At 72.6% G+C, this 23990-nt stretch carries 20 protein-coding genes; 11 read left to right on the top strand and 9 right to left on the bottom strand.

What is annotated here, in order from left to right:
* Window positions 1–9: 9 nt before the first annotated feature.
* The 4 genes from D3A59_RS10700 to D3A59_RS10685 form a co-directional block, all read right to left on the bottom strand.
* Complete coding sequence (locus D3A59_RS10700; protein WP_119154909.1) at window positions 10–2031, bottom strand: PhoX family protein; 2022 nt, start codon at window positions 2029–2031, stop codon at window positions 10–12.
* A gap of 194 nt (window positions 2032–2225) precedes the next feature.
* The gene (locus D3A59_RS10695; RefSeq protein WP_157991481.1) at window positions 2226–3017 is read right to left on the bottom strand and encodes a BPSS1780 family membrane protein; all 792 of its coding nucleotides are present in this window, start codon (window positions 3015–3017) and stop codon (window positions 2226–2228) included.
* Between the two features lie 10 nt (window positions 3018–3027).
* The gene (locus D3A59_RS10690; RefSeq protein ID WP_119154907.1) at window positions 3028–3993 is read right to left on the bottom strand and encodes a homoserine kinase; all 966 of its coding nucleotides are present in this window, start codon (window positions 3991–3993) and stop codon (window positions 3028–3030) included.
* A gap of 34 nt (window positions 3994–4027) precedes the next feature.
* Complete coding sequence (locus D3A59_RS10685; RefSeq protein WP_240636025.1) at window positions 4028–4366, bottom strand: hypothetical protein; 339 nt, start codon at window positions 4364–4366, stop codon at window positions 4028–4030.
* Between the two features lie 78 nt (window positions 4367–4444).
* On the opposite strand from D3A59_RS10685, the gene polA reads away from it, so the two are divergent.
* A complete protein-coding gene (gene polA / locus D3A59_RS10680; protein WP_119154906.1) occupies window positions 4445–7225 on the top strand; it encodes a DNA polymerase I in 2781 nt (926 codons plus the stop codon).
* Window positions 7226–7270: 45 nt separating this feature from the next.
* On the opposite strand, the gene D3A59_RS10675 is transcribed toward polA, so the two are convergent.
* Entirely contained in the window at window positions 7271–10273 is a 3003-nt protein-coding gene (locus D3A59_RS10675) for an ATP-binding protein (RefSeq protein ID WP_119154905.1), read from the bottom strand.
* 171 nt (window positions 10274–10444) lie between these two features.
* On the opposite strand from D3A59_RS10675, the gene D3A59_RS10670 reads away from it, so the two are divergent.
* Together D3A59_RS10670 and D3A59_RS10665 are read left to right on the top strand one after the other, a co-directional pair.
* Entirely contained in the window at window positions 10445–11083 is a 639-nt protein-coding gene (locus D3A59_RS10670) for a PRC-barrel domain-containing protein (protein WP_157991480.1), read from the top strand.
* 52 nt (window positions 11084–11135) lie between these two features.
* A complete protein-coding gene (locus D3A59_RS10665) occupies window positions 11136–11369 on the top strand; it encodes a hypothetical protein (RefSeq protein ID WP_119154903.1) in 234 nt (77 codons plus the stop codon).
* A gap of 109 nt (window positions 11370–11478) precedes the next feature.
* Here D3A59_RS10665 and D3A59_RS10660 read toward each other — a convergent pair whose 3' ends face one another.
* The gene (locus D3A59_RS10660) at window positions 11479–12039 is read right to left on the bottom strand and encodes a hypothetical protein (RefSeq protein WP_119154902.1); all 561 of its coding nucleotides are present in this window, start codon (window positions 12037–12039) and stop codon (window positions 11479–11481) included.
* 570 nt (window positions 12040–12609) lie between these two features.
* Here D3A59_RS10660 and D3A59_RS10655 point away from each other — a divergent pair.
* The 8 genes from D3A59_RS10655 to D3A59_RS10620 all read left to right on the top strand — a co-directional run bounded on the left by D3A59_RS10655 (window position 12610) and on the right by D3A59_RS10620 (window position 21525).
* On the top strand, window positions 12610–13926 hold the full coding sequence (locus D3A59_RS10655; RefSeq protein WP_119154901.1) for a glycosyltransferase family 4 protein: 1317 nt from the start codon (window positions 12610–12612) through the stop codon (window positions 13924–13926).
* A 32-nt stretch (window positions 13927–13958) separates the two neighbouring features.
* Window positions 13959–14693, top strand: coding sequence for an SDR family oxidoreductase (locus D3A59_RS10650; protein ID WP_119154900.1), 735 nt, complete (start codon window positions 13959–13961; stop codon window positions 14691–14693).
* On the top strand, window positions 14684–15346 hold the full coding sequence (locus D3A59_RS10645) for a D-glycero-alpha-D-manno-heptose-1,7-bisphosphate 7-phosphatase (protein WP_119154899.1): 663 nt from the start codon (window positions 14684–14686) through the stop codon (window positions 15344–15346). The genes D3A59_RS10650 and D3A59_RS10645 overlap by 10 nt, the downstream gene beginning before the upstream one ends.
* Before the next feature lie 42 nt (window positions 15347–15388).
* Window positions 15389–16552: a lipopolysaccharide heptosyltransferase II gene (gene waaF, locus D3A59_RS10640; protein WP_119154898.1), complete on the top strand. Its 1164-nt coding sequence runs from the start codon at window positions 15389–15391 to the stop codon at window positions 16550–16552.
* A gap of 16 nt (window positions 16553–16568) precedes the next feature.
* Window positions 16569–18389 (top strand): carbamoyltransferase family protein, encoded by a 1821-nt coding sequence (locus tag D3A59_RS10635; RefSeq protein ID WP_119154897.1) that lies wholly within the window; start codon window positions 16569–16571, stop codon window positions 18387–18389.
* 70 nt (window positions 18390–18459) lie between these two features.
* Complete coding sequence (locus D3A59_RS10630) at window positions 18460–19458, top strand: glycosyltransferase family 2 protein (protein ID WP_119154951.1); 999 nt, start codon at window positions 18460–18462, stop codon at window positions 19456–19458.
* Between the two features lie 56 nt (window positions 19459–19514).
* Entirely contained in the window at window positions 19515–20564 is a 1050-nt protein-coding gene (locus D3A59_RS10625) for a glycosyltransferase family 9 protein (RefSeq protein ID WP_119154950.1), read from the top strand.
* A complete protein-coding gene (locus D3A59_RS10620; protein ID WP_419187248.1) occupies window positions 20557–21525 on the top strand; it encodes a glycosyltransferase in 969 nt (322 codons plus the stop codon). Before D3A59_RS10625 ends, D3A59_RS10620 begins: the two co-directional genes overlap by 8 nt.
* Window positions 21526–21540: 15 nt before the next feature.
* Here the strand turns inward: D3A59_RS10620 and D3A59_RS10615 are convergent, their stop codons facing one another.
* The 3 genes from D3A59_RS10615 to D3A59_RS10605 form a co-directional block, all read right to left on the bottom strand.
* Window positions 21541–21954: a roadblock/LC7 domain-containing protein gene (locus D3A59_RS10615; protein WP_119154896.1), complete on the bottom strand. Its 414-nt coding sequence runs from the start codon at window positions 21952–21954 to the stop codon at window positions 21541–21543.
* 120 nt (window positions 21955–22074) lie between these two features.
* Window positions 22075–22479 (bottom strand): hypothetical protein, encoded by a 405-nt coding sequence (locus D3A59_RS10610; RefSeq protein ID WP_119154895.1) that lies wholly within the window; start codon window positions 22477–22479, stop codon window positions 22075–22077.
* Window positions 22480–22534: 55 nt separating this feature from the next.
* Window positions 22535–23989, bottom strand: coding sequence for a phosphatase domain-containing putative toxin (locus D3A59_RS10605; protein ID WP_119154894.1), 1455 nt, complete (start codon window positions 23987–23989; stop codon window positions 22535–22537).
* Window position 23990: the final 1 nt, after the last annotated feature.

Here is a 23990-nt window from a genome sequence, read left to right as displayed (position 1 = left end):
CGGTTCCGCTCAGGTGCCGATCACGCCGCCGTCCTCCTTCCAGATCACCACGGTGGCCGAGCGGGGACGGCCGCCCGCCGCTTCAGGCCACTTCGAGAAGGCCAGCGGGTCGTCCTGCGGCTCCACCGCGGGCTTGGCCGGGTGGTTGCCGTACTCGCCCGGGTGCTGGATGTTGACGAAGACGTACTTCTGGTCCGGCGTCCACGTGATGCCGGTGACCTCGCAGCCCGAAGGGCCGACCATGAAGCGGCGGATCTCCTTGGTGTTCGGGTCGGCCACCAGCATCTGGTTGTTGCCCATGCCGTCGAAGTTGCCGACGTTCGAGAAATTGCCGTCGGTCTGGATCCACAGGCGGCCGTGGACGTCGAAGGCCAAGCCGTCCGGGCTGTTGAACATGTTGGTCTGGGTGACGCTCGCCGAGCCCGCCTTCAGGTCGCCCGCGGCGGTGTGGACCTTCGGGTTGCCGGCAAGGACGAACAGGTCCCATTCGAACTTCGACGCGGCAGCGTCGCTGCCGGCCTCGCGCCAGCGCACGATCTGGCCATAGACGTTGCCAGCGCGGGGATTGGCCTCGTCGGTGGTCGTGCGGCTGCTGTTGTTCGTCATCGTGATGTAGACCTCGCCGCTCTTCGGATGCACGGTGACCCACTCCGGGCGGTCCATCTTGGTCGCGCCGACCGCGTCGGCGGCCAGCCGGGTGTTGACCAGCAGCGCGCCCATGTCGGCGTACAGGTCGCCGAGCTTCTGGCCGGTGGTGGTGGTCGGCGTGTCGAGCTTCAGCGGGATCCACACGCCGTCGCCCATCATGTCGCCGGCCGTCGCACCGGCGCCGAACCTGGCCACGTAGAGCGTGCCCGAGTCCAGCAGGTCGCGGTTGGCAGCCGGGTTGCCCGCCACGTACTTGCCGTCGGAGACGAACTTGTAGACGTAGTCGTTGGCCTGGTCGTCACCCATGTAGACCACCACGCGCTTGTCGGCGGCCAGCGTCATCGCGCAGTTCTCGTGCTTGAATCGGCCGAGCGCGGTGCGCTTGCGCGGCATGGACGTGGGGTCGAAGGGATCGATCTCGACCATCCAGCCGAAGCGGTTCGACTCGTTGGGGTGCTTGGCGTAGTCGAAGCGATCGTCGAACATCTCCCACTTGTAGCCCGACACGCCGCCGCTGATGCCGTAGCGCCTCATGCTGGCATTGCGGGTGTCGGTGCCGGAGGTGGTGCCGAAGTAGCCGTTGAAGTTCTCCTCGCAGGTGAGGTAGGTGCCCCACAGCGTGTAGCCGTTGCCGCAGTTGTTCAGCGTGCCGAGCGCCACCTCGCCGCTCGGGTCGGCAGCGGTCCTCATCAGCGCGTGGCCGCTGGCCGGGCCGGTGATCTGCATCGGCGTGTTGCCATGGATGCGGCGGTTGTACTTCGACGGGATCACGACCTTCCACGTCCCGTCGACCAGCTTCACGTGCGCGACCGAGACGCCATGGGCGTGCTGGCCCTTGCGCACCTGCTCCAGGTCCCAGCCGGCGCCGCCGGGCACCACCGCCTTGGGATAGAAGTACTCGTCGTTCAGGTACTCGTGGTTCATCACCAGCAGGCCCTCGGCGCTGTTGCCGGCGTCGAGCGGGAAGAAGTGCATCCCGTCGTGGTTGTCGCCGAACTGCAGCCGCTGCGACTCGGCCGTGTTGCCGGCATCGGACTTCCACGCCGGGCTGTTCGCGAACAGCGGGTCGCCCCAGCGGCAGAACACGGCGTGCTTGTAGCCCTTCGGCACGGTGACGGCGTCCAGCGAGTTGGCGGCCACGGCGCCGAAGCCGAGCATCACCGGCTCGCTGGTTTTCTGGGGCTCCTTGGAAGGGGGCGGACTGCTGCCGTCGTCATTGCCGCCGCCGCAGGCCGCCAGCCCGCCGCTGAGGAACGACACTGCGCCAGTAGCCAAGCCGGCCTTCAGGAAACCGCGACGCGAGCGAGCGATCTGGACGATCTCGTCGAAGTGGGCGTTGGCCGAGGCGTTGGTGGGGAAGTCGTCGGAATCGTGTGCGCTCATTGCAGCTCGAGTGAGTAGGTTCGCGGAAGCCATCCCCGGCGCGGGGGCCGGGCTGGGTGGCTGCAATGTTCTGCAATGGGCGTGACGAGGCTGTGACAGTACTTGCGCGCTGTCGCGCACTCGAGAAGGGGGTTGCGCGCCCTCGCGCGTGGTGGCGAGCCCGGGCGCGCCCTCGGGCGGCGCCGGGCGCGTCCTCACTGGGGAGCCGGGGCGGGGTCCTGCTCGAAGCAGTCGACGAAGGTGAAGTACAGCGACGCGTAGAACACGGTCGAGAACATCAGCGCGGCGGGCATCGCGGCGACCGCGGCGAGCTGCGGCTGCCCGAGCAGCGACATCGTCAGCGTCAGCAGGATCGTGAACAGGCCGATCACGCCGATCCAGGCGAAGAAGTACACCGCGAAGGCACCGAGGTTGCGCCAGCAGGCGATGGCGCTGTAGAAGATCGACTGCAGCGGCGAGGCGCCACCCCAGTGGATCAGCGCCGGCGCATGCCAGAACAGCAGCGAGACCGGCAGCGCCAGCGCGAAGCGCAGCAGCAGGCCGAACTCCATGGCCGGCGCCTGGGGCTGCGCCGTCCCCCCGCTCTCGCCATTGCCGATCGATTCCTGCAGCGCCTCGAGGCTGCCGCCGTCGAGCGCGTCGGCGAGGAACATCACCAGCACCGAGATCGCGGTGTAGGCGAGGCCGAGCTGCAGCTGCGCGCGCGCGCGGCCCTTGTCGCGCTTGAAGGGCACGACGAACACGCCCGGCAGCGGCATGCCGCCCGACACCGTCTTCTGCGTCGCGATCATGAAGCCCTGCGTCACCGCGGGCAGCAGCATCAGCAGCACCGGCATGCCCACCAGCGGCAGGCTCGCGAGCAGGAAGGCGCCGAACAGGAACAGGAAGAACAGGGCCGTGTACGCCAGCGGCTGGCGGAAGTACACGCGGAAGCCCTGCCGGACCCACTGCACGCCCTGCCGGGGCGGCACCAGTCGGAGTTTCATCGGGGCCGCCTCAGTCCGCGCCGCGCGCGTAGTGCCAGGGGTTGTCGATGCGCTCGCGCAGGATGCGCTCGAAGTGCGTCGGGTCGTGGGGCTTGAGCATCTGCGCGTCGCGCGGCAGGTGGAAGTCCCACAGCCGCGAGGTCCAGAAGCGCAGCGCGCCCGCGCGCATCAGCGCCGGCAGCAGGCGCAGCTCGTCGTGCGTCAGCTCGCGCTCGCCGTCGTAGGCGGCGACGAAGGCCGCGGCGCGCTCCTCGTCGAGCCGGCCGGTGGCGAGATCGACGCACCAGTCGTTGAGGCACACCGCGATGTCGAACAGCCAGGTGTCGACGCCGGCGAAGTAGAAGTCGAAGAAGCCGGTGAGCTCCTCGCCGTCGAACATCACGTTGTCGCGGAACAGGTCGGCATGGATCGGGCCGCGCGGCAGCTTCCCGTAGGCCGGCGACGCGGCCAGCGCCTGCTGGAAGGCGAGCTCGGCCTCGATCAGCTCGGCCTGCGCGGGCGCGAGGTGCGGCAGCACCACTGGCACCGTCTCGGTCCACCAGGACAGGCCGCGCAGGTTGGGCTGGGCGTGCGGGTAGTCCCGGCCGGCGAGGTGCATGCGCGCGAGCATCGCGCCGACCGCAGCGCAGTGGCGCGGTCCCGGCGCGAGCTGGTTGCGCCCGCGCAGCCGGTCGACCACCGCGGCCGGCTTGGCTTGCAGCGTGTGCAGGATCTCGCCGTCCGCGTCGGCCTGCGGGTCGGGCACCGGGATGCCGCGCTGCGCGAGGTGCTTCATCAGGTGCAGGTAGAAGGGCAGCTGCTCGAAGCTCAGGCGCTCGAAGATCGTCAGCACCCATTCGCCGCGCTCGGTGCTGGCGAAGTAGTTGGTGTTCTCGATGCCGGAGGCACAGCCCTCCAGTTGCTGGAGCCGGCCGAGGCCGAGCCGCGCGAGCAGCGCGGCGGCATCGTCGAAGGAAACGGGCGTGAAGACGGCCATGGGGCGCGGGGGCGCTCGCGCGCCCGGGAAGAGGTCAGAAGGAAAGGAAGTGCCACACCCGCTGGCCGGCCGCGCCGCGCGAGCCGCCGCCGAGGCCGTTGCCCTGGCTCGGGTCGCGCGCGGCGTCGATCGGCAGCACCTCGTAGGCCACCGCCTGGCGGGGCTGCACCTGGATGCGGCGGGTCTGTCCGCGCACGCGCAGCTCGTCGATGCGACTGCCCTCGTCCTCGACGCGCAGCTGCTGCACGGCGGGTTCGCGCGTCGCTTCAGGCTGCCGCGCCGCCCCGGGTTCGGACTGCGCGCGGGCCGGCAGCACGGCGGCAGCGGCCAGCAGCGGCACCAGGAGGGCGAGGCGGGGGAGCAGGGCGGACATGGTGCGGATTCTATCGGCCGCCACCGGGGCGCCCCGGTGGCGCGACCGCGCCGCCGGGGCTTGCCCGACAATCCGTCCATGACCGAAAAGACCCTGCTGCTGGTGGACGGCTCCAGCTACCTCTACCGCGCCTTCCACGCGATGCCCGACCTGCGCAGCGCCGACGGCACGCCCACCGGCGCACTGCACGGCATCGTCGCGATGCTCAAGCGCCTGCGCGAGCAGGTGCCCTGCGCGCACGCCGCCTGCGTGTTCGACGCCAAGGGCCCGACCTTCCGCGACGAGTGGTACGCCGACTACAAGGCGCACCGCCCGCCGATGCCCGAGGCGCTCGCCGCGCAGGTCGGCCCGATCCACGAGGTGGTGCGGCTGCTCGGCTGGCCGGTGCTGGAGATGCCCGGCGTCGAGGCCGACGACGTGATCGGCACGCTCGCGCGCGTCGGCGCCGAGAACGGCCACCGCGTCGTGATCTCCACCGGCGACAAGGACATGGCGCAACTCGTCACCGACCGCGTCACGCTGATCAACACGATGAGCAACGAGACGCTCGACGCCGAGGCGGTCAAGGCCAAGTTCGGCGTGCCTCCGGAGCGCATCGTGGACTACCTGACGCTGATCGGCGACGCGGTGGACAACGTGCCCGGCGTCGACAAGGTGGGCCCGAAGACCGCCGCGAAGTGGATCGCCGAGCACGGCTCGCTCGACGGCGTGATCGCCGCGGCGGGCTCGATCAAGGGGGTGGCCGGCGAGAACCTGCGCCGCGCGCTCGACTGGCTGCCGCAGGGGCGGCGCCTCGTCACCGTCGTCACCGACTGCGACCTGTCGGCGCAGCTGCCCGGCTGGCCGTCCCTGGATGCGCTCGCCTTCGGCGAGGTGCAGCGCGAGGCGCTGCTCGACTTCTACACGCGCTACGGTTTCCGCAGCTGGAAGAAGGAGCTGGAGGCGCAACTCGGCGTGAAGGCCGCCGGCGAAGGCGAGAAGGGTGGCGACCTGTTCGCCGCCTCCGGCGCGCCGGCCGACGCGGAGGTTCCTGCCGCCCCGGCCGCGCCGCTCGAGAAGCGCTACGAGACGATCCTGGACCTCGGCGTGCTCGACGGCTGGATCGAGCGGCTGCGCGCGGCGCCGCTGGCCGCCTTCGACACCGAGACCGACTCGCTCGACGCGATGAGCGCGCGCATCGTCGGGCTGTCCTTCTCGGTCAGGCCCGGCGAGGCGGCCTACGTGCCGCTCGCCCACGACTACGCCGGCGCTCCGCAGCAGCTGCCGCTCGGCGAGGTGCTCGCGCGGCTCAAGCCCTGGCTCGAGGACGAGGCGGCCGCGAAGCTCGCCCAGCACGCCAAGTACGACATGCACGTGCTGATGAACCACGGCATCGCGGTGCGCGGCGTCGTGCACGACACGATGCTCCAGAGCTACGTGCTCGAGGCGCACAAGCCGCACAGCCTCGAAAGCCTCGCCGAGCGCCACCTCGGCCGCAAGGGGCTCGCCTACGAGGACCTGTGCGGCAAGGGCGCCAAGCAGATCCCGTTCGCGCAGGTGGAGGTCGAGCGCGCCGCCGAGTACTCGTGCGAGGACAGCGAGATGACGCTGCACGTGCACGAGGCGCTGTGGCCGCGCATCGAGGCCGAGCCGGGGCTGCGGCGCATCTACGAGGACATCGAGATCCCGACCGCGCGCGTGCTGCAGCGCATCGAGCGCAACGGCGTGCTCGTCGACGCGCAGCGGCTGCAGCACCAGAGCCACGAGCTCGCGCAGCGCATCCTCGCGCTCGAGGCCGAGGCGCACCGCATCGCGGGCCGCCCGTTCAACCTCGGCAGCCCCAAGCAGGTCGGCGAGATCCTGTTCAACGAGCTCGGGCTGCCGGTGGTCAAGAAGACCGCCAGCGGCGCGCCCTCGACCGACGAGGAGGTGCTCGAGAAGCTCGCCGCCGACTACCCGCTGCCGGCCAAGCTGCTCGAGCACCGGGGTCTCTCCAAGTTGAAGAGCACCTACACCGACAAGCTGCCGCAGATGATCGACGCGGCCACCGGCCGCGTGCACACGAACTACGCGCAGGCGGTGGCGGTCACCGGGCGGCTCTCGAGCAACGAGCCCAACCTGCAGAACATCCCGATCCGCACGCCGGAAGGGCGGCGCATCCGCGAGGCCTTCGTCGCGCCGCCGGGACACGCGATCGTCTCGGCCGACTACTCGCAGATCGAGCTGCGCATCATGGCGCACATCTCCGGCGACGCGAACCTGCTGCGCGCCTTCTCCGAGGGGCTGGACGTGCACCGCGCCACCGCCGGCGAGATCTTCGGCGTCGGGCCCGAGGAGGTGACGAGCGAGCAGCGCCGCTACGCCAAGGTCATCAACTTCGGCCTGATCTACGGCATGAGCAGCTTCGGGCTCGCGGCCAACCTCGGCATCGAGACCCGGGCGGCGAAGGACTACATCGACCGCTACTTCGCGCGCTATCCGGACGTGAAGCGCTACATGGACGAGACGCGCGCGGCGGCCAAGGAGCGCGGCTACGTGGAGACGGTGTTCGGGCGGCGGCTGTGGCTGCCGGAGATCAACAGCCCGAACGGGCCGCGCCGCGCCGGGGCGGAGCGCGCGGCGATCAACGCGCCGATGCAGGGCACGGCCGCCGACCTGATCAAGCTGTCGATGATCGCGGTGCAGCGCGCGCTCGACGAGCAGGGCCGCGCGACGCGGATGATCCTGCAGGTGCACGACGAGCTGGTGTTCGAGGTGCCCGAGGCGGAGCTGGAGTGGGTGCGCGCCGAGGTGCCGCGCATCATGGCCGGCGTCGCGCAGCTGCGCGTGCCGCTGCTCGCCGAGGTCGGCGTCGGCCGCAACTGGGACGAGGCGCACTGAAGCGGAGGCGGGGGGCGGGGCGGCGCTGCCCGCCGCCGCTCCGCCTCATTCCTGCGCCAGCAGGCGGTCCAGCGCGTCCATGTCGATCGGCTTGACGAGGTGGGCGTCGAAGCCGGCCTCGAGCGCGAGCTCGATGTCGCGCTGCTGGCCGTAGCCGGTCAGCGCCACCAGCCGGCCGCGGTGGCCGGCCTCGCGCACGCGGCGCGCCACGCCGTAGCCGTCGAGGCCCGGCAGGCCGATGTCCACCAGCGCGATGTCGGGGCGCTGCTCGAGGATGCGCTGCACGCCGGCCTCGCCGTCGCCGGCGGTGGCCACCTGGTGGCCGCCGAGCTCGAGCAGCATCTGCAGCGCTTCGAGCGCGTCGGCGTTGTCCTCGACGATCACGACGCGACGCGCGCCGGCTTGTAGGGGTAGAGACTGCATGTGGGCTCGGGAAGGCGGCGCCGCGGCAAGGCGCGGCAGCCGCACGGTGAAGGTACTGCCCTGTTGCGGGCCCGGACTCTCGGCACTGACGACGCCGCCGTGCAGCTCGACGAGCCGGCGCACCAGCGTCAAGCCGATGCCCAGGCCGCCCTGGCTGCGGTCGAGCGTGCGCTCGCCCTGCACGAACAGGTCGAACACCCGAGGCACCAGGGTCTCGGGCATGCCGACGCCATTGTCGCGCACCTGCAGCAGCGCGGTGTTTCCCTCGGCACGCACGTCGACCTCGATCGTGCCGCCGGCCGGGGTGTACTTCACCGCGTTGGTGACGAGGTTGTTGATGACTTGGTCGAGCCGCGTCGGGTCGGCGTCGACCCAGGCCTCCTGCAGCCGCAGCGTCACCCGGTGCGACTTCAGCAGGCCGGCCATCTCCAGTGTCTGCAGCAGCTGCCGTACCGCCTGCGCGAGCTCGAGCGGCTCGCGCTCGAGCGGGATCTTGCCGGAGATCGCGCGGCTCACGTCGAGCAGGTCGTCCATCAGGTGCGCGAGGTGCTGCGTCTGCCGCGCGATCAGTTCCAGCGCACGGCGGCTGGCGTCGGCGGGGGGCGCGGCGTGGCGCAGCGCCTGCGTCGCGGCAGTGATCGCGCCGAGCGGGTTGCGCAGCTCGTGGCCGAGCATCGCCAGGAACTCGTCCTTGGCACGGTTGGCGTTCTCGGCCTCGATGCGTGCGGCATGCTCGCGTGCGGCGAAGGCGGCGCGCTCGCGCTCGACCGTCTTCTGGTCGCTCACGTCCACCGTCACGCCGAGCATGCGCTGCGCGCGGCCTGCCTCGTCGTAGCTCAGCAGCGCGCGCATCGCCAGCCAGCGAACCTGCCCGTCGGGCCACGCGACGCGGAATTCGAAGGTGCACTGCTCCTCGTGGCGCGCGAGTGCGGCGTCGAGCAGCGCGCGCACCGCCGTCTCGTCGTCGGGCACCATGCGCCCGGCCCAGTCGGCCCATTGGCCGCGGAACTCGTCGAGCCCGATGCCGAACAGCCGCGCCATGCCGGAGGACCAGGTCGCCTGGTCGAACTCGAACAGGTAGTCGAAGAAGCCGACGTGGCCCGCCGCCTGCACCAGCTCCACCAGGTGCTGGCTCTCGCGCAGGCGCCGGTCGGCCTCGATCAGGCGCGCCTCGGCGCGCTTGCGCTCGGTGATGTCGACGAAGGCGCCGATCGCGCCACGCGAGCGGCCGGCGGCGTCGTGCAGCGGCACCGCGTGCACCAGCAGCTGCTGCGTGCGACCGTCGTGCTGGCGCACCTCGAGCTCGACGTCGCGCAGCACCCGGTCCTCGGACGCGGCGAGTTGCAGCGGCCGCTCGTGCATCGCAATCTCGCGCCCGCCCTGGAACACGCGCGGCGGGGGCGCGTCGGGCGGCGCGAGGACCGACGCGAGCGCGGGGTTGCGCAGCACCTGCGTGGAGCGGGCGTCGCCGGCCATCGCCAGCCCGATCGGGCTGTTGTTGAACAGCGTCTCGAACTCGTCGGCCTTGGCCTGCAGCCGCTCGTGCGCGGCCCGGCGCTCGGCCTCGGCATCGAGCAGCGCGTCGCGCAGCGCGGCGATCTCGGTCACCTCGATCTTGCCGCCTACCGCCTGCGGTCCGGCATGCGCGAGCCGCGCCAGCGGCGCGGTCACGCGGCGCGCGGCGAACAGCGCCAGCAGCAGCCCCGCCGCCAGCGACAGCAGCCCGGCGCCGACCGCGGTGACGATCGACGCGAAGTGCGCGCGGTCGAGCGGCTCGGCCGGGCGGCCGACGGCGACGCCCCAGCCGCCGGGCTCGATGCGCTGGAAGGCGACGTAGGCCTGGCCGCCTTCGAGCACGTCGGTCTTGTGCAGGCCGTGCGGGCGCCGGCCCATCGAGCGCTGCGTCGTTGGCGGCAGCGCCTCGCCGATGTAGAGGTCCGGCGACTTGCTGCGGGCGATGATGCGGTTGTCCGCGTCGAACAGGGTCACGAAGCCGCCTTGCGGCGCCGGGGTGTCGCCCACCAGGTCCTGCCAGCGTTCCGGCGCGATCCAGGCCGACAGCACGTAGCGCAACTCGCCGCCAATCACCACCGGCACCTGGATGCCGGTGCTCAGCGCAGCGGGCTCGTCCTCGCTCGACAGGCCGATGACCGCCGGCTCGCGGTGACTGTTCATGCCCTCGAAGCCCGGCGGGCGCGGGTTCTCCCGCGACACGCCGCCGTAGGGCTCGGCGGTGTTGAGCAGCACCTTGCCGTCGGGCGCGATCAGCGAGAGGCTGCTCCAGCTCGGCCGCAGCTTGGGCAGGCTCGTGAGCGTGCGGTGGAACTCCGCGAGGTCGCCGGCGAGCAGCTCGCGCGAGTACGACAGGATCGTGAGCGCGTCGATCGAGGAGGCGATCTCGCGCTCGACCGCCACCGCGACCGAGCCGGCGTTGCCGCGCAGCGCGGCCTCCATCTGGGTGCGGCCCGTGCGCACCTCGTCGACGATCAGGTAGGAGGTGAGGGCGGCCAGCGGCACGGTGGCGATCACGATCACCGCCACCAGGTAGGCGCGCAGCGAGGCGCTCGGCCAGCGCGCGAGCGCGGGCCGGGCGAGCAGCCGGGACAGGCGCGCCGGCGGTTTCATTCGGAGGGGTTTCTCATGAGGCATTGAAGCGTAGCGGCGATGCCGGGGACGTCAAGTTCTGGGCGCCCATCGTGGTCCCCGCCCCGTCCGGGGGATGGGCATGTGCCTTGCCGCACTGCGTCAAGGCCGGGTCGGCGACCCGGCGTGTTCCGCACCCGCCAGGAGACCGCCATGCGACGACAGAGCGTCCTTGCCGCAACGATGACGATGCTGATGATCTCGACGGTGCCCGTCGCGCTTCACGCCCAGGCCGTCACCGGCCGGGGCGAGGCCGCCGGCAGCGACAGCGTCGGCAGCCCGGGCGGCACCTCGGGGGGCACGTCCGGGCGCGTGCACGAAGGGGCCGGCGCCGACGCCGCGGGGCAGGGCGGCACACCGGCCACGACCGGCACCTCCGGCCAGCCCGGCGCGCTGCCGCCGGTGGAGCCCAAGGCGGGGCAGCCCAACAACTACTCCGGCATGCCCGACAGCGAGCGCTGGGAGCGCACCCACCGCATCAGCAAGATCATCGGCGTGGAGGTGCGCAACCGCGAGGGCGAGCGCATCGGCGGCATCGAGGACATGGTGCTCGACCGCAACGGCAACGCCGCCTACGCGATCGTCTCGACCGGGGGCTTCCTCGGCCTCGGCAGCCGCCTCCACGCGGTGCCGTGGAAGCTGCTGCAGACGCACAACGAGGGCTACTACCTGCTCGACATGGACCGCGACCGGCTGCGCCAGGCGCCGAGCTTCGACGAGCGCGCCTGGCCGAACTTCAACGACGAGCGCTGGGTCCGCGACAACAGCCGCTACTTCGGCGTGCGCCGCTGAGCCGGCGCGACGGCCCGCTTCCGATCCTTCCTCTCGACTCAAGGAGACCTGCATGAGGACCAACCGCTTCCTGATCGCCGGCCTCGTGCTCGGCGGCATCCTCGGGGCCGGCTATGCGGCCCGCTACGTGCGCCGCCAGCAGTACAGCGCGCTTGCCTCCGATCCGCTGCTCGGCTGGAACGGCGAGAGCAGTGCCGGCTCGTCCGCCACCGGATGGCGCGAGGCGTCTTCGACGACGCGCGGCGACTCGATGCCCAGCCCCACCGCGCCGCTCGGCGCGGCCTGAGCCCGGGAGAAGGGCATGCCGCCGGTGCGCGGCATGGCCGCTTCGGGCGGCTGCGGCCGTACTGCGTCGCGGCAGGTATCCGCCCGCGGCGGTCCGTCGCGCCGGCGGTTCAGGCGGCCGCGAGGCTCGGCGTCTGCGGCGGCAGCGTGCCGGGCCGCAGGCGGCGCATCAGCGGCGTCACGACCGGGGTGCGCGGCACCATGAAGCCGGCATCGCCCGTCAGGCCGCCCCCGGGAGGGCCGGCATCGGCCAGCAGCCGCACGCAGGCCTGCACGCAGCCCTCGCAGGCCTGCCGCAGCCCCCGCGAGGATTCGTCTTCCTGCCTATCGTCCTCGTGGAGGGAGGCGAGCTCGCTGCAGACACCGGCGCACAACTGCGCCATGCCCGTCGCCCAGCGGCTCAGCCTCTGGCGCCGCGCACCGGCGCCCTGATCGGCTTCCGGGGCCTCGACGGCGAGCACCTCGGCCAGCGTGCGGCACAGGCTCGCACCGGCCAGCCAGTCATTGAGCGGCGGCGCGCTGCGCTTGCTGCTCAGCGCCTCCCGGACCGCCTGGAGGCAGGCGTCGTGGGCGTGCTCGCACGCCTCCATCGTCTCGCGCAGCAGTTCGTCCATCGGCGTGATCGGCGTGGCGGCCAGCGTGGGGCGCAGCGTCTGGGGGCTGGTGGTCATCGTTGCTCCTGTCTGAAGGGAGGTCGCCATCGCTCGGCGGCCTCCGGTGTTCCCACGGAAATCTGCCCCCGGTCCCGGTTCCTCCTCCATCGCAAGGTTCCGGCCGGGGCTCGGGCTCCTTCAAGCAGGACCCGTGCCGACCGGAAAAACGGTGCGCGACGCCCCCGAACCGGGGCTGCAGTCCACGCGCAGGATTGACAGGTGTCATGGGCGATAAACAGGCGTTTCCGCCAGTAACCATGCTGCACTGCCGCATAAACGGGTTTTTTTCCCATATCGCCGCCGTCTTCCTCTCCTCCGACAACGTTACCGGTGGACACCTCTTGGTCCGGCGGTCCTGTCGGCAAAGCTTACGGAGCGGCCGCTCCAACTTACAGGTCCGGCCGGTCAGAGGGGCAAGGCAGGGCACGAGCAGGGTGCAAGCTGTTTCAGATCAAGAGTGAAGGCAGCGAGGGACAAGCTCCCAGCCGGTGCGGGGCACGCCGATTGCCCTGCAGCGCTCGTACCCATAACGAGCGCACGGACATGCCCATGAGCCCACCCACCACGCCTTCCGTCTCGCGGCCGCCGATGCGCATTGCGCTGATCAGCGAACACGCATCGCCCCTGGCTGCGCTCGGTGGGGTGGATGCGGGCGGCCAGAACCTCTACGTGGCCCATGTCGCGCGCTGCCTCGCGCGCGCCGGCCACCATGTGGACGTGCTGACGCGGCGCGACAGCCCCGACCTGCCGCCGGTGGTGGACCTGCGGCCCGGCGTGCGGGTGCTGCACATCCCGGCCGGGCCGGCCGAGTTCGTGCCGAAGGAGGCGCTGCTGCCCCACATGCCGGCCTTCGCGCATGCGGCCGAGCAGCTGATGCGCCACAGCGTCCCCTACGACGTCGTGCACGCCAACTTCTTCATGTCCGGCATGGTCGCGCAGCAGCTCAAGGCCTCGCTCGGGCTGCCCTACGTGATCACCTTCCACGCGCTCGGGCTGGTGCGGCGCGAGCACCAGAAGCAGGCCGACGGCTTTCCCGACGAGCGCGTGGACATCGAGCGCGCGCTCGTGCGCGACGCCGACGCGATCGTCGCCGAGTGCCCGCAGGACCGGCTCGACCTGGTGCGCCTGTACGGCGCGCAGCCCGGCCGCATCGCGATGGTCCCCTGCGGCTTCGACGGCAGCGAGTTCGGCCCGATGGACCGGGCGCAGGCCCGCGCGCGGCTCGGGCTCGACGCGCGCGACTTCATCGTGCTGCAGCTCGGCCGCCTCGTGCCGCGCAAGGGCGTGGACAACGTGATCCGCTCCTTCGCCCACCTCGGCGCCGAGGTGCCGGCGCGGCTGCTGGTGGTCGGCGGCGAGACCGCCGAGCCCGACGAGGCCGCCACGCCTGAGATCGGGCGCCTGCGGCGCGTCGCGCGCGAGGCCGGCGTGCTCGAGCGCGTCACCTTCACCGGCCGCCGCCAGCGCGCCGACCTGCGCAGCTTCTATGCCGCGGCCGACGTCTTCGTCACCACGCCCTGGTACGAGCCCTTCGGCATCACGCCGCTCGAGGCAATGGCCTGCGCGCGGCCGGTGATCGGCAGCCGCGTGGGCGGCATCCAGTACTCGGTGCTCGACGGCGTGACCGGCTACCTGGTGCCGCCGCACGACCCGGCCGCGCTCGCGCAGCGCCTCGCGCAGCTCCACGCCGATCCGCAGCAGGCGCAGGCGATGGGCCTCGCGGGCCTGCGCCGCGCGCGCTCGATGTTCACCTGGGAGCAGGTCGCGGCCAGCCTGGCGGGCGTCTACGAGTCGGTGCGGGGCGGCGCGGCGCAGCCCGTCGCCGCGCAGGCCGCCGCGGCCTGGAAGGGCGCCGCGCGGCTCGCGTCCGCCGCCGCCGCCGGCTCGCTCGCCGCCTCCCGATGAATTCCCTTGTACCCACCGCAGGAGCCCTCTCGATGATTTCACTTGATCGCAAGACCGCACTCGTCACCGGCGCCGGCAGCGGCCTCGGGGCCGCCATCGCGCGCAGCCTGCGCGGTGCCGGTGCCCGCGTCGTGCTGGCCGACCTGAACGTCGAGCGCGCCGCGAAGGTCGCGCGCGAGATCGACGCCGGCGGCGAGGACACGCTGGTGGTCGGCGGCGACGTGGCCGACGAGGCAGCGGCGCGCGCGCTCGTCGAGCAGACGCTGTCGCGCTTCGGCTCGCTCGACGTGCTGGTCAACAACGCCGGCACCGACGTCACCAAGTCGCTCGACGAGCTCGGCCTCGACGAGTGGGACCGCGTGATCCGCACCAACCTGCGCGCGCCCTTCCTGCTCTCCAAGCTGGCGCTGCCGGCGCTGCGCGACAGCGACGGCGGGCAGGGCGGCCAGATCGTCAACATCGCCTCGACCGCGGCGCGCCGCGCCTGGCCCAACGCCAGCGCCTACCACGCCAGCAAGTTCGGCCTCGTCGGCCTGTCGCACGCGCTGCACTCCGAGCTGCGCCCGCAGGGCGTGCGCGTCTCCACCGTCGTGGTCGGCGGCATGCGCACCCCCTTCCTGCTCGACCGCTTCCCCGACATCGACGCCACCAAGCTGCAGGACCCGGCCAACGTCGCCGACACCATCCGCTTCCTGCTGACGGTGCCGCGCGAGTCGGTGATCCCGGAGGTGATGGTGCTGCCGATGCAGGAGACCTCATGGCCCTGATGCCCGAGGCGCGGGGCCCGGGACGGCCGGCGATCTTCCTCGACAAGGACGGCACGCTGGTCGAGGACGTGCCCTACAACGTCGACCCGGCGCTGCTGCGCTTCACGCCGCGCGCCGTCGAGGCGCTGCGGCTGCTCGCCGGCCACGGCTATGCGCTCGTCGTGGTGACGAACCAGCCGGGCATCGCGCTCGGCCGCTTCGACGCCGCGGCGCTCGGCCGGCTGCAGGCCGCGCTCACCGCGCGGCTGGCCGACGCGGGCGTGCACCTCGAGGGCTTCCATGCCTGCCCGCATGCCCCGGAGGGGCCCGACGGCCGGCTGCGCTGCACCTGCCGCAAGCCCGCGCCGGGGCTGCTGCAGCAGGCCGCACGGCAGCACGGGCTCGACCTCGCGCGCTCGTGGATGGTCGGCGACATCCTCAACGACATCGAGGCGGGGCGGCGCGCCGGCTGCCGCACCGTGCTGCTCGACGTCGGCAACGAGACCGAGTGGCTGATGTCGCCGCTGCGCACGCCGCACCGCTGCGTGCGCGACCTGATGGAGGCCGCGCGCTCGATCCTCGCGAGCGACCGCGCCGGCCGTCCCGACGTCGAACGAAACCCGCTCCCGCCCGGCACCGGCAGCCGCGCGGCCCCGATCCGAACCGCGCCCTGAGGCGCGCCACCGAACGAACGCTTGCCCCGAGGAGAGGCCCGCATGAACCACGATCCGCTGCACCCCACCGAGCCGCTGCGGCGCTGGCGGGCGGCCCGCAACATCCTGCTGGTGCGGCTCGACAACCTCGGCGACGTGGTGATGAGCACGCCCGCCTTCGCCGCGGTGCGCCACACGCTGCCGCAGGCGCGGCTGACGCTGCTCGCCTCGCGCTCGGGCGCCGCCGCGCTCGCGCACGTGCCGATGCTCGACGACGTGATCGTCTACGACGCGCCCTGGAGCAAGGGCAGCGGCGCGCCGCGCGGGCCGGAGTCGGTCGAGGCCGACCGGGCGCTGATCGGGCAGCTCGCCGAGCGCCGCTTCGACGCCGCGATCATCTTCACCGTCTGCACGCAGAGCGCGCTGCCGGCGGCGCTGATGTGCCGCCTCGCCGGCATCCCGCTGCGCCTCGCGCATGCACGCGAGAACCCCTACGACCTGCTCAGCGACTGGGTGCGCGACACCGACTCGCCCGAGACCGGCATGCGCCACGAGGTCGCGCGCCAGCTCGCGCTGGTCGCCGCCGTCGGCCTGCACCCGCGCGACGACGCCCTGGTGTTCCGCTACCGCGTCGACGACGTGCTCGCCGCGCGCGCCAAGCTCGCCGCGGCCGGGGGCGACCCGATGCGGCCCTACTTCATCGTCCACCCGGGCGCCACCGCGCCGTCGCGCCGCTACCCGGCGGCGCGCTTCGGCGTCGCGGCGCAGCAGATCGTCGCCGCCACCGGCTGCCAGCCGGTGTTCACCGGCGGCGCCGACGAGCAGGCGCTGGTCGACGAGGCCGCCGCCGGGCTGCCCGGCGCGCTCTCGCTCGCCGGGCAGCTGAGCCTGGGCGAGTTCGCCGCGCTGCTCGCCGGCGCCCAGGTGCTGGTGAGCAACAACACCGGGCCGGTGCACATGGCCGCCGCGCTCGGCACGCCGGTGGTCGATCTCTACGCGCTGACCAACCCGCAGCACACGCCCTGGAAGGTGCGCTCGCGCGTGCTCAGCCACGACGTGCCCTGCCGCAACTGCTTCAAGAGCGTCTGCCCCGAGGGCCACAACGACTGCCTGCACAAGGTCGAGCCGCAGGCGGTGGCGCAGGCGGCGCAGGAGCTGATGGGGCAGCCGGGGGTGGTGGTGCCGCTGCCGGTGCAGGCGCGCGTGAGCGTGGTGCCGGCGCTGTGAGCGCGACGGAGGGCCGATGCTGACACTCGGAATCAACGCTGCCTTCCACGACTCCTCGGCCGCCCTGGTGGCCGACGGCGTGCTCGTCGCCGCCTCGGAGGAGGAGCGCTTCACGCGCATCAAGCACGGCAAGCGCCCGGTGCCCTTCACCGCCTGGGAGCTGCCCTTCCACGCCATCGACGATTGCCTCGCGCGCGCCGGCGTGACGCTCGCCGAGGTGGACCACGTCGCCTACAGCTACGACCCGCGCCGCTTCCTGCGCGAGCGCGTGCCGGAGGGCGTGCTGACGCTGCCGCTGGAGCCCTCGGCGCACGACAAGGGCGCGTGGGAGAGCGTCTGGGATCCGCTGTTCGCGTCCTACATCGTCAACGCGCCGCGCCAGCTCGCCTCGGGCGCGCCGCACCACTTGAAGAAGCGCTTCGCCGGCGTGCGCCCCGACGGGCCGTTCAGGTGGCACTTCGTGGATCACCACCTGAGCCACCAGGCGAGCGCCTTCCTCGCCGCGCCCTTCGAGCGCTGCGCGGTGATGACGCTCGACGGCCGCGGCGAGGAGGCGACGACGAGCTACGGCGTGTGGCGCGACCAGCGCTACCGCCCGCTCGGCGAGGTGCTGATGCCGCACTCGCTCGGCCTGCTCTACGAGCGCGTCACCTCGCACCTCGGCTTCCTGCACTCGTCGGACGAGTACAAGGTGATGGCGCTGGCCGCGCTCGGCCAGCCGCGCTGGCGCGAGCGGCTGCGCGAGCTGGTGCAGGTCGGGGAGGGCGGGCAGTACCGCGTCGAGCCGACCGGGCTCGCCGAGCTGTTCGGCCCGGCGCGCGAGCGCGGCGCGCCGCTGGAGCAGTCGCACTTCGACATCGCCGCGTCGCTGCAGCAGGTGCTCGAGGAGACCGTGCTGCGGCTCGCCGCGTGGCTGCGCGAGGCGAGCGGCGAGCGCCACCTCGCGATGGCCGGCGGCGTGGCGCTGAACTGCGTGATGAACGCGCGGCTGCGCGACGCGGGCCTGTTCGACGAGGTCTGGGTGCAGCCGGCCGCGGGCGACGCCGGCACCGCGCTCGGCGCGGCGCTGTGGGTCGATGCGCGCGAGCGCGCCCTGGCTGCCGACGCGCGCAGCGGCATGCCCGACGAGGCCGCCAACGCGCCGCAGTTCGAGCCGGCGAGCGAGGCCGACACCGGCGCGCTGCTGGCGGCGCGGCGCTGGCACATGGAGCACGCCTACTGGGGGCCGGGCTCGAGCGACGAGGAGATCGAGGCCTTCCTGCGCTGGGCCAAGCTGCCCTACCGGCGGCTCGACGACGTGGCGGCCGAGACGGCGAGGATCCTCGCCGACAACCGCATCATCGGCTGGTACCAGGGCCGCATGGAGTTCGGCCCGCGCGCGCTCGGCGCACGCTCGATCGTCGCGTCGCCGCTCGACGCGGCGATGCAGCAGCGCCTCAACGAGCTCAAGGACCGCGAGGACTTCCGCCCGGTCGCACCGGCGGTGCCCGAGGAGCGGCTCGCCGAGTGGTTCACGCCGGCCGGCGCCAACGGCGGCCGTGCGCCCTTCATGCTCTTCATCTACGACGTGATCCCGGAGCAGGCGCCGCGCATCCCCGCGGCCTGCCACGCCGACCTGACCGCGCGCGTGCAGACAGTGCGCGCCGAGGACAACCCGCGCTGGCACGCGCTGCTGAGCGCCTTCGGCGAGCTCACCGGCGTGCCGGTGCTGGTGAACACCTCGTTCAACGTGCGCGGCGAGCCGATCGTCTGCACGCCGCGCGACGCGGTCGACGCCTTCTACAGCACGCCGCTGGACGCGCTGGTGATCGGCTCCTTCCTGCTGGAGAAGAAGTGAGATGGCGGCCGAGATCCTGAAGGGAACGATGCCGGCGCGGCCGGCTCGTGCGGCGGCGAGCGAGGAGGCGATGCCCGCGCCGCGCGGTCCGGTGCCGCGGCTGAGCGTCGTGATCCCGACCTTCCGGCGCCCGGACCTGCTCGCGCGCTGCCTCGAGGCGGTGATGGCGCAGACGCTCGCGCCCGAGGCCTACGAGGTGATCGTGGTCGACGACGGGCAGACCGAGGACACGCGCGAGAAGGTCGAGTCGATCGCGCGCGCGCATCCGCAGGGGCCGCGGTTGCACTACCTGCGCCCCGACGGCACGCGCGGGCCGGCCGCCGCGCGCAACCGCGGCTGGCGCGCGGCGCGCGCGCCGTGGATCGCCTTCACCGACGACGACACCCGTCCCGAGCGCGACTGGCTCGCCGAGGCCGAGCGCGCGATCGCGGCGGCCGGCGCCGAGGTCGCGCTGCGCGGCCGCGTGGTGGTGCCGGTCGAGGGCGAGTTCACCGACCACGCGAAGATGACCAAGGGGCTGGAGACGGCCGACTTCGTCACCGCCAACGCCTTCGTCGAGCGCGCGGCGCTCGCGGCGGTCGGCGGCTTCGACGAGCGCTTCCTGCGCGCCTGGCGCGAGGACTCGGACCTGTGCTTCATGCTGCAGCAGCACTGCGGCCCGGTCGGGCGTGCGCCGGGCGCGGTCGTCGTGCATCCGGTGCGCGAGGCGCCCTGGGGCCTGAGCCTGCGCCAGCAGGCCAACGTCTACTTCGACGCGCTGCTCTACAAGAAGCACCCGCGCCGCTACCGCGCCGAGATCCGCCCGGTGCCGCCCTGGCGCTACTACGCGATCGTCGCGAGTACGCTGGCGGGCTGCGGCTCGCTGCTGTGGGGCGCCGCGGGGCCGGCGCTGCTGCTGTTCGCCTTCGCGCTGGCGGCGATCGCGGGCTTCGCGCTCGAGCGGCTGCGCGACACCTCGCGCAGCGCCCGCCACGTCGCCGAGATGGTGCTGACCTCCGCGGCGATCCCCTTCCTGTCGGTGTACTGGCGGCTCGCCGGCGCCTGGCGCTTCAGGGTGCTGTTCCTGTGAGGGCCGCACCGCGCTGGAACGATTCGGAGCAGGCGCCGCCCTGGCTGGCCGAGCCGATGCGTCGCATCGCGGTGTTCCGCGCGCTGATGCTCGGCGACCTGCTGTGCGCGACGCCGGCGCTGCGGGCGCTGAAAGGGGCCTTCCCGTCGGCCGAGATCACGCTGGTCGGCCTGCCCTGGGCGCGCGAGCTCGCCGCGCGGCTGCCGAGCGTCGACGCCTTCGAGGCCTTCCCCGGCTGGCCGGGACTGCCCGAGCAGGCCTGCGAGCTCGCCGCGCTGCCGGACTTCCTCGCGCGCATGCAGGCGCGGCGCTGGGACCTGCTGGTGCAGATGCACGGCAGCGGCGGCATCACCAACCCGCTGCTCGCGAGCTTCGGCGCGCGCCATGTCGCGTGCTTCTTCGACACCGGCGGCTTCGTGCCGGAGCCGGAGCTCGCGGTGCCCTGGCCGCGCGAGGGCCACGAGATCGAGCGGCTGCTGCAGCTCACCGACCGGCTCGGCGCGCCGCGGCTCGGCACTGCGCTCGACTTCCCGCTGTGCGATGCCGACCGCACCGAGCTCGCCGCGCTGTGGCCCGGCGCCTATGCCGGCCGGCCCTTCGTCTGCCTGCACCCGGGCGCGCAGCTGCCCTCGCGGCGCTGGCCGGTGGAGCGCTTCGCCGAGGTCGCCGAGGCGCTGCGCCGGCGCGGCTTCGAGGTGGTGCTGACCGGCACCGCGGCCGAGGCCGCGCTCGGCGCGCGGCTCGAGGCGGCGCTCGCGACGCGGCCGCACGGCCCGGTGGTCAACCTGATCGGCCGCACCAGCCTGTGGACGCTCGGCGCGCTGGTCGAGCGCGCCCGCTTCGTGGTGTGCAACGACACCGGCATCGTGCACGTCGCCGCGGCGCTCGGCACGCCCACGGTGGTCGTGAGCGCGGGCTCGGACGTGCCGCGCTGGGCGCCGCTCGACGCGCGGCGTCACCGGGTGCTGTGGCAGGCCACGCCCTGCCGGCCCTGCCAGCACCACGCCTGCCCCTACGAACATGGTTGCGCCACCGCGATCGATCCCGCTGCGGTGATCGACGAGGTGCGCGCGTTGACGATGGCCGGAGAACGACTGCATGCCTGAAACCCTGCCGCAAGGCCACAAGAAGCTGCGCATCCTCACCTGGCACGTGCACGGCAACTACCTGTATTACCTGACGCAGGTGCCGCACGACTTCTACCTCGTGACCGACGACGCGCGCTCCACCCACCACAGCGGCAGGAGCGGCACGCTGCCCTGGGGCGACAACGTGCACGAGGCGCATGTCGACGAGATCGCGAAGATGGAGTTCGACGTGATCCTCTACCAGTCGCGCGACGCCTGGGAGCGCGAGCGCGAGCGGCTGCTCAGCCCCGCGCAGCAGCGCCTGCCGCGGGTCTACCTCGAGCACGACCCGCCGCAGCAGCACCCGACCGAGACGCGCCACTGGGTGGACGACCCCGGCGCGCTGCTGGTGCACTGCACGCCCTTCAACGCGCTGATGTGGGACAGCGGCAGGACGCCGGTGCGCGTGATCGAGCACGGCGTGGTGCCGCTGTCGCCGGCCCGCTACAGCGGCGAGCGCGCCAGCGGCGTCGTCGTCGTCAACAACCTCGACCGGCGCGGCCGCCGGCTCGGCGCCGACGTCTACGCGCAGGTGGCGCGCGAGGTGCCGCTGATGCTCGTCGGCATGGGCAGCGAGCGCATGGGCGGCCACGGCGAGGTGGCCAACCACCTGCTGCCCGGCGTGATGGCGCCGTTCCGCTTCTTCTTCAACCCGATCCGCTACACGAGCCTCGGGCTGTCGATCATCGAGGCGATGATGGTGGGGCTGCCGGTCGTGGGTCTCGCGACCACCGAGCTCGTCACGGTGATCCGCAACGGCGACAACGGCTACGTCGACACGCGCGTCGAGCGGCTGGTGGAGCACATGAAGCGGCTGCTCGCCGACCCGAAGGAGGCGGCGCGCCTCGGCGCGGCGGCGCGGCAGACCGCCGAGGAGCGCTTCGACATCCGCCGCTTCGTCGCGGACTGGTGCGAGGCGCTCAGGACCGTGGCGTCCTGAGCGGAGGGCCGCGTCTCAGCGCGGCGGGACGGCGCCCGCGAACAGCGTGGCGAGCTTCTGCGCGGTGGCGCGGGTATCGAGGATCAGCTTGCCGAGGTTGATCGTGTTGGCCGCGGCAACGGTCAGCACGCCGGTGCCGCCGGCACGCGTCAGCAGCATCACGCCCTGGGCGCCGTCGAGGATGATCTGGCGCAGCTCGCCGCGGTCGACCTCCCGGGCGGCACGCGTCGCGAGCGCCAGCAGCGAAGCGCACATCGCGCCGAAGCGGTCCTCGTCGACGCCGCTGCCGAGCACCGCGGCGACGACCAGGCCGTCGCCGGAAACCAGCGCCGAGGCCTGGATGTGCTCGGAACTCGCCTGGAGGTTCCTCAGGACGCTGCGGGCGGAACTCGCCAGCGGGGAGGCGGCCGGGCCGGACGGTTCACGCATTGCTCTTTCCTTGTTGCCGGGTCGTGGCGGCAGCGACGCCGCAGGCCCGGAAGATGGGGGACGACCCCGCGGGCGGCATCGGCTGCCGCCCCGCGGGGAAAGCCTGGGGACGGGGGGCGATTAGAGCGCGACCTCGATGGTCGGCATCGCCATGCGCGACTTGGTCAGCACCATGCCGAGGTTGGCGCCCTTGCGGCAGACGAAGCACGCGACCTGCTGCTGCTTCTTGCCGCGCAGGAAGACGTGGATCAGGTTGTCGCTGTTGACGATGATCTCCTGGAAGTAGTGGTGTCCGTCCTCAGGGATGCCGCGCGACATGCGGAACATCTGCTCGATGGTCTGCACGCTCGGACCCTGGAACAGGTCGGCCGTCGCCGCGGCGACCATCTCGACCACTTGGCTGGGATGGGAGTCGACCGTCTTGATGCCGAGCAGCATGCCGGACGCGAGGTCCACATAGCCGGCCGCCACGCAATCGGGGATGCTGCTCACTGCCTTCTGCAGTGCGGTGTCCAGGGTGCTCATGATTGATCGTTCTTCAGTGGGTTCTTGATGTAATGCAGGCCGGGCCGCCGCCGGTTCAGGGATGCGGCGCCAGCCTGCGTGAAGCGCTCTCCATCACGGAGGCGTTTTTTGCGACGACTCTCGCAAATTCCTCGAGGAAGCGGACCTGGGTGTCGGACTGGACCCAGCCCGGGTGCATGCGGCGCACATGCTCGAGCGCCTGCAGCGCGCCGATGCGGCCCATGCCCTGCCAGATCCAGTAGGCCGCCAGGATCGTGCCGGTGCGTCCCAGGCCGGCCTTGCAGTGCACCGCGATCACCTCGCCGGCGCGCAGGTGGCGGTCGATGTCGGCGCAGAGCTGCCAGCCGGTGGTCAGCGTCGGCGCGGCCATGTCGTCGATCGGGCAGGGCGTGCAGCGGATGCCGAAGGGCGCCGCCAGCGCCGGGTCGAAGGGCGTCTCGGTCAGCGACACCAGCCGCGTGATTCCGACCGACTGCAGCGCGTCGAGGTCGTAGCGCACGTCGTGGAAGATGCCGGGCAGCGGCGTGCCGCCGAGGCGCCCGGGGATCAGCCAGACGAAGCCGCGCGGCCCGTAGGCGGCGCTGCGCCCGGGCGGCCGCGCGGCGACGGCGGGGGCGATGTCCGCAGGCACCGGGGGCGCTTCGTCGGTGACGGCGGGCGGAGGCGGCGCGGCGGCCCCGATCGTCTCCTCGCGGCTCGCGTCGCGCGCTTCCTCGCAGGCCCCTTCGCAGGTTTCCTCGCAGGCCTCTTCGCCGGCGTCCTGCGCCTCCTCGGGGCAGGAGCCGGTGCGCACGAAGGCCCGGGCCGCCTCGCTGCGCGGATCGGAGAAGAAGGCCTCGACACCGGCGGCTTCCTGCACGATGCCGTTGGCCAGCAGCACCACCTGGTCGGCGATCTCGCGCGTCTGCAGCTGGTGGTGCATCACGACCAGCAGCGCGCGCTCGCGGGCGAGCTGCCGCAGCAGCTCCAGCACCGGCGCGGCCTGCTCGGGCGTCAGCCCGCTGGTGGGCTCGTCGACCATCAGCACCGCCGGCTGCGCGAGCGCCATGCGCAGGATCGCGATCAGCCGCTGCTCCGTCGGCGGGCAGCCGATCACCTTGTCGTGCAGGCGCGGCTGCAGCCGCGGCTGCAGGCCGTAGCGTTCGAGCGCCTCGCGCACGAGCTCGTTCTGCTCGGTGCGCCGCAGGTCCGAGCGGTTGGGCAGCTCGCACACCAGGTTCTCCATCACGGTGGAGACGAGCAGCTGGGGCTTCTGCATCACCAGCGCCGGGCGCTGCAGCCCGTCGGCCGGCGGGGCTTCGCCGAGGCGCACCGCGCCCCAGGTGCGCAGCGAGGGGTTGGCGTCGTTGTAGCCCGCGAGCGTGCGCAGCAGCGTGGACTTGCCGGTGCCCGAGGGGCCCAGCAGCGCCGTGCATCCGCACTGCGGCACGCCGAAGCTCACCGAGCGCAGCACCGTGCGTTCGCCGAAGGCGACGCCGAAGCCGTCGAGCAGCAGGCCGAAGCGGCTCATC

Origin of the sequence: Caldimonas tepidiphila, assembly GCF_003569765.1 — a bacterium.
Lineage (GTDB): Bacteria > Pseudomonadota > Gammaproteobacteria > Burkholderiales > Burkholderiaceae_C > Caldimonas > Caldimonas tepidiphila.
The sequence above is the reverse complement of the archived record's forward strand: the minus strand, read 5'-3'. Positions and strand labels throughout refer to the sequence as shown.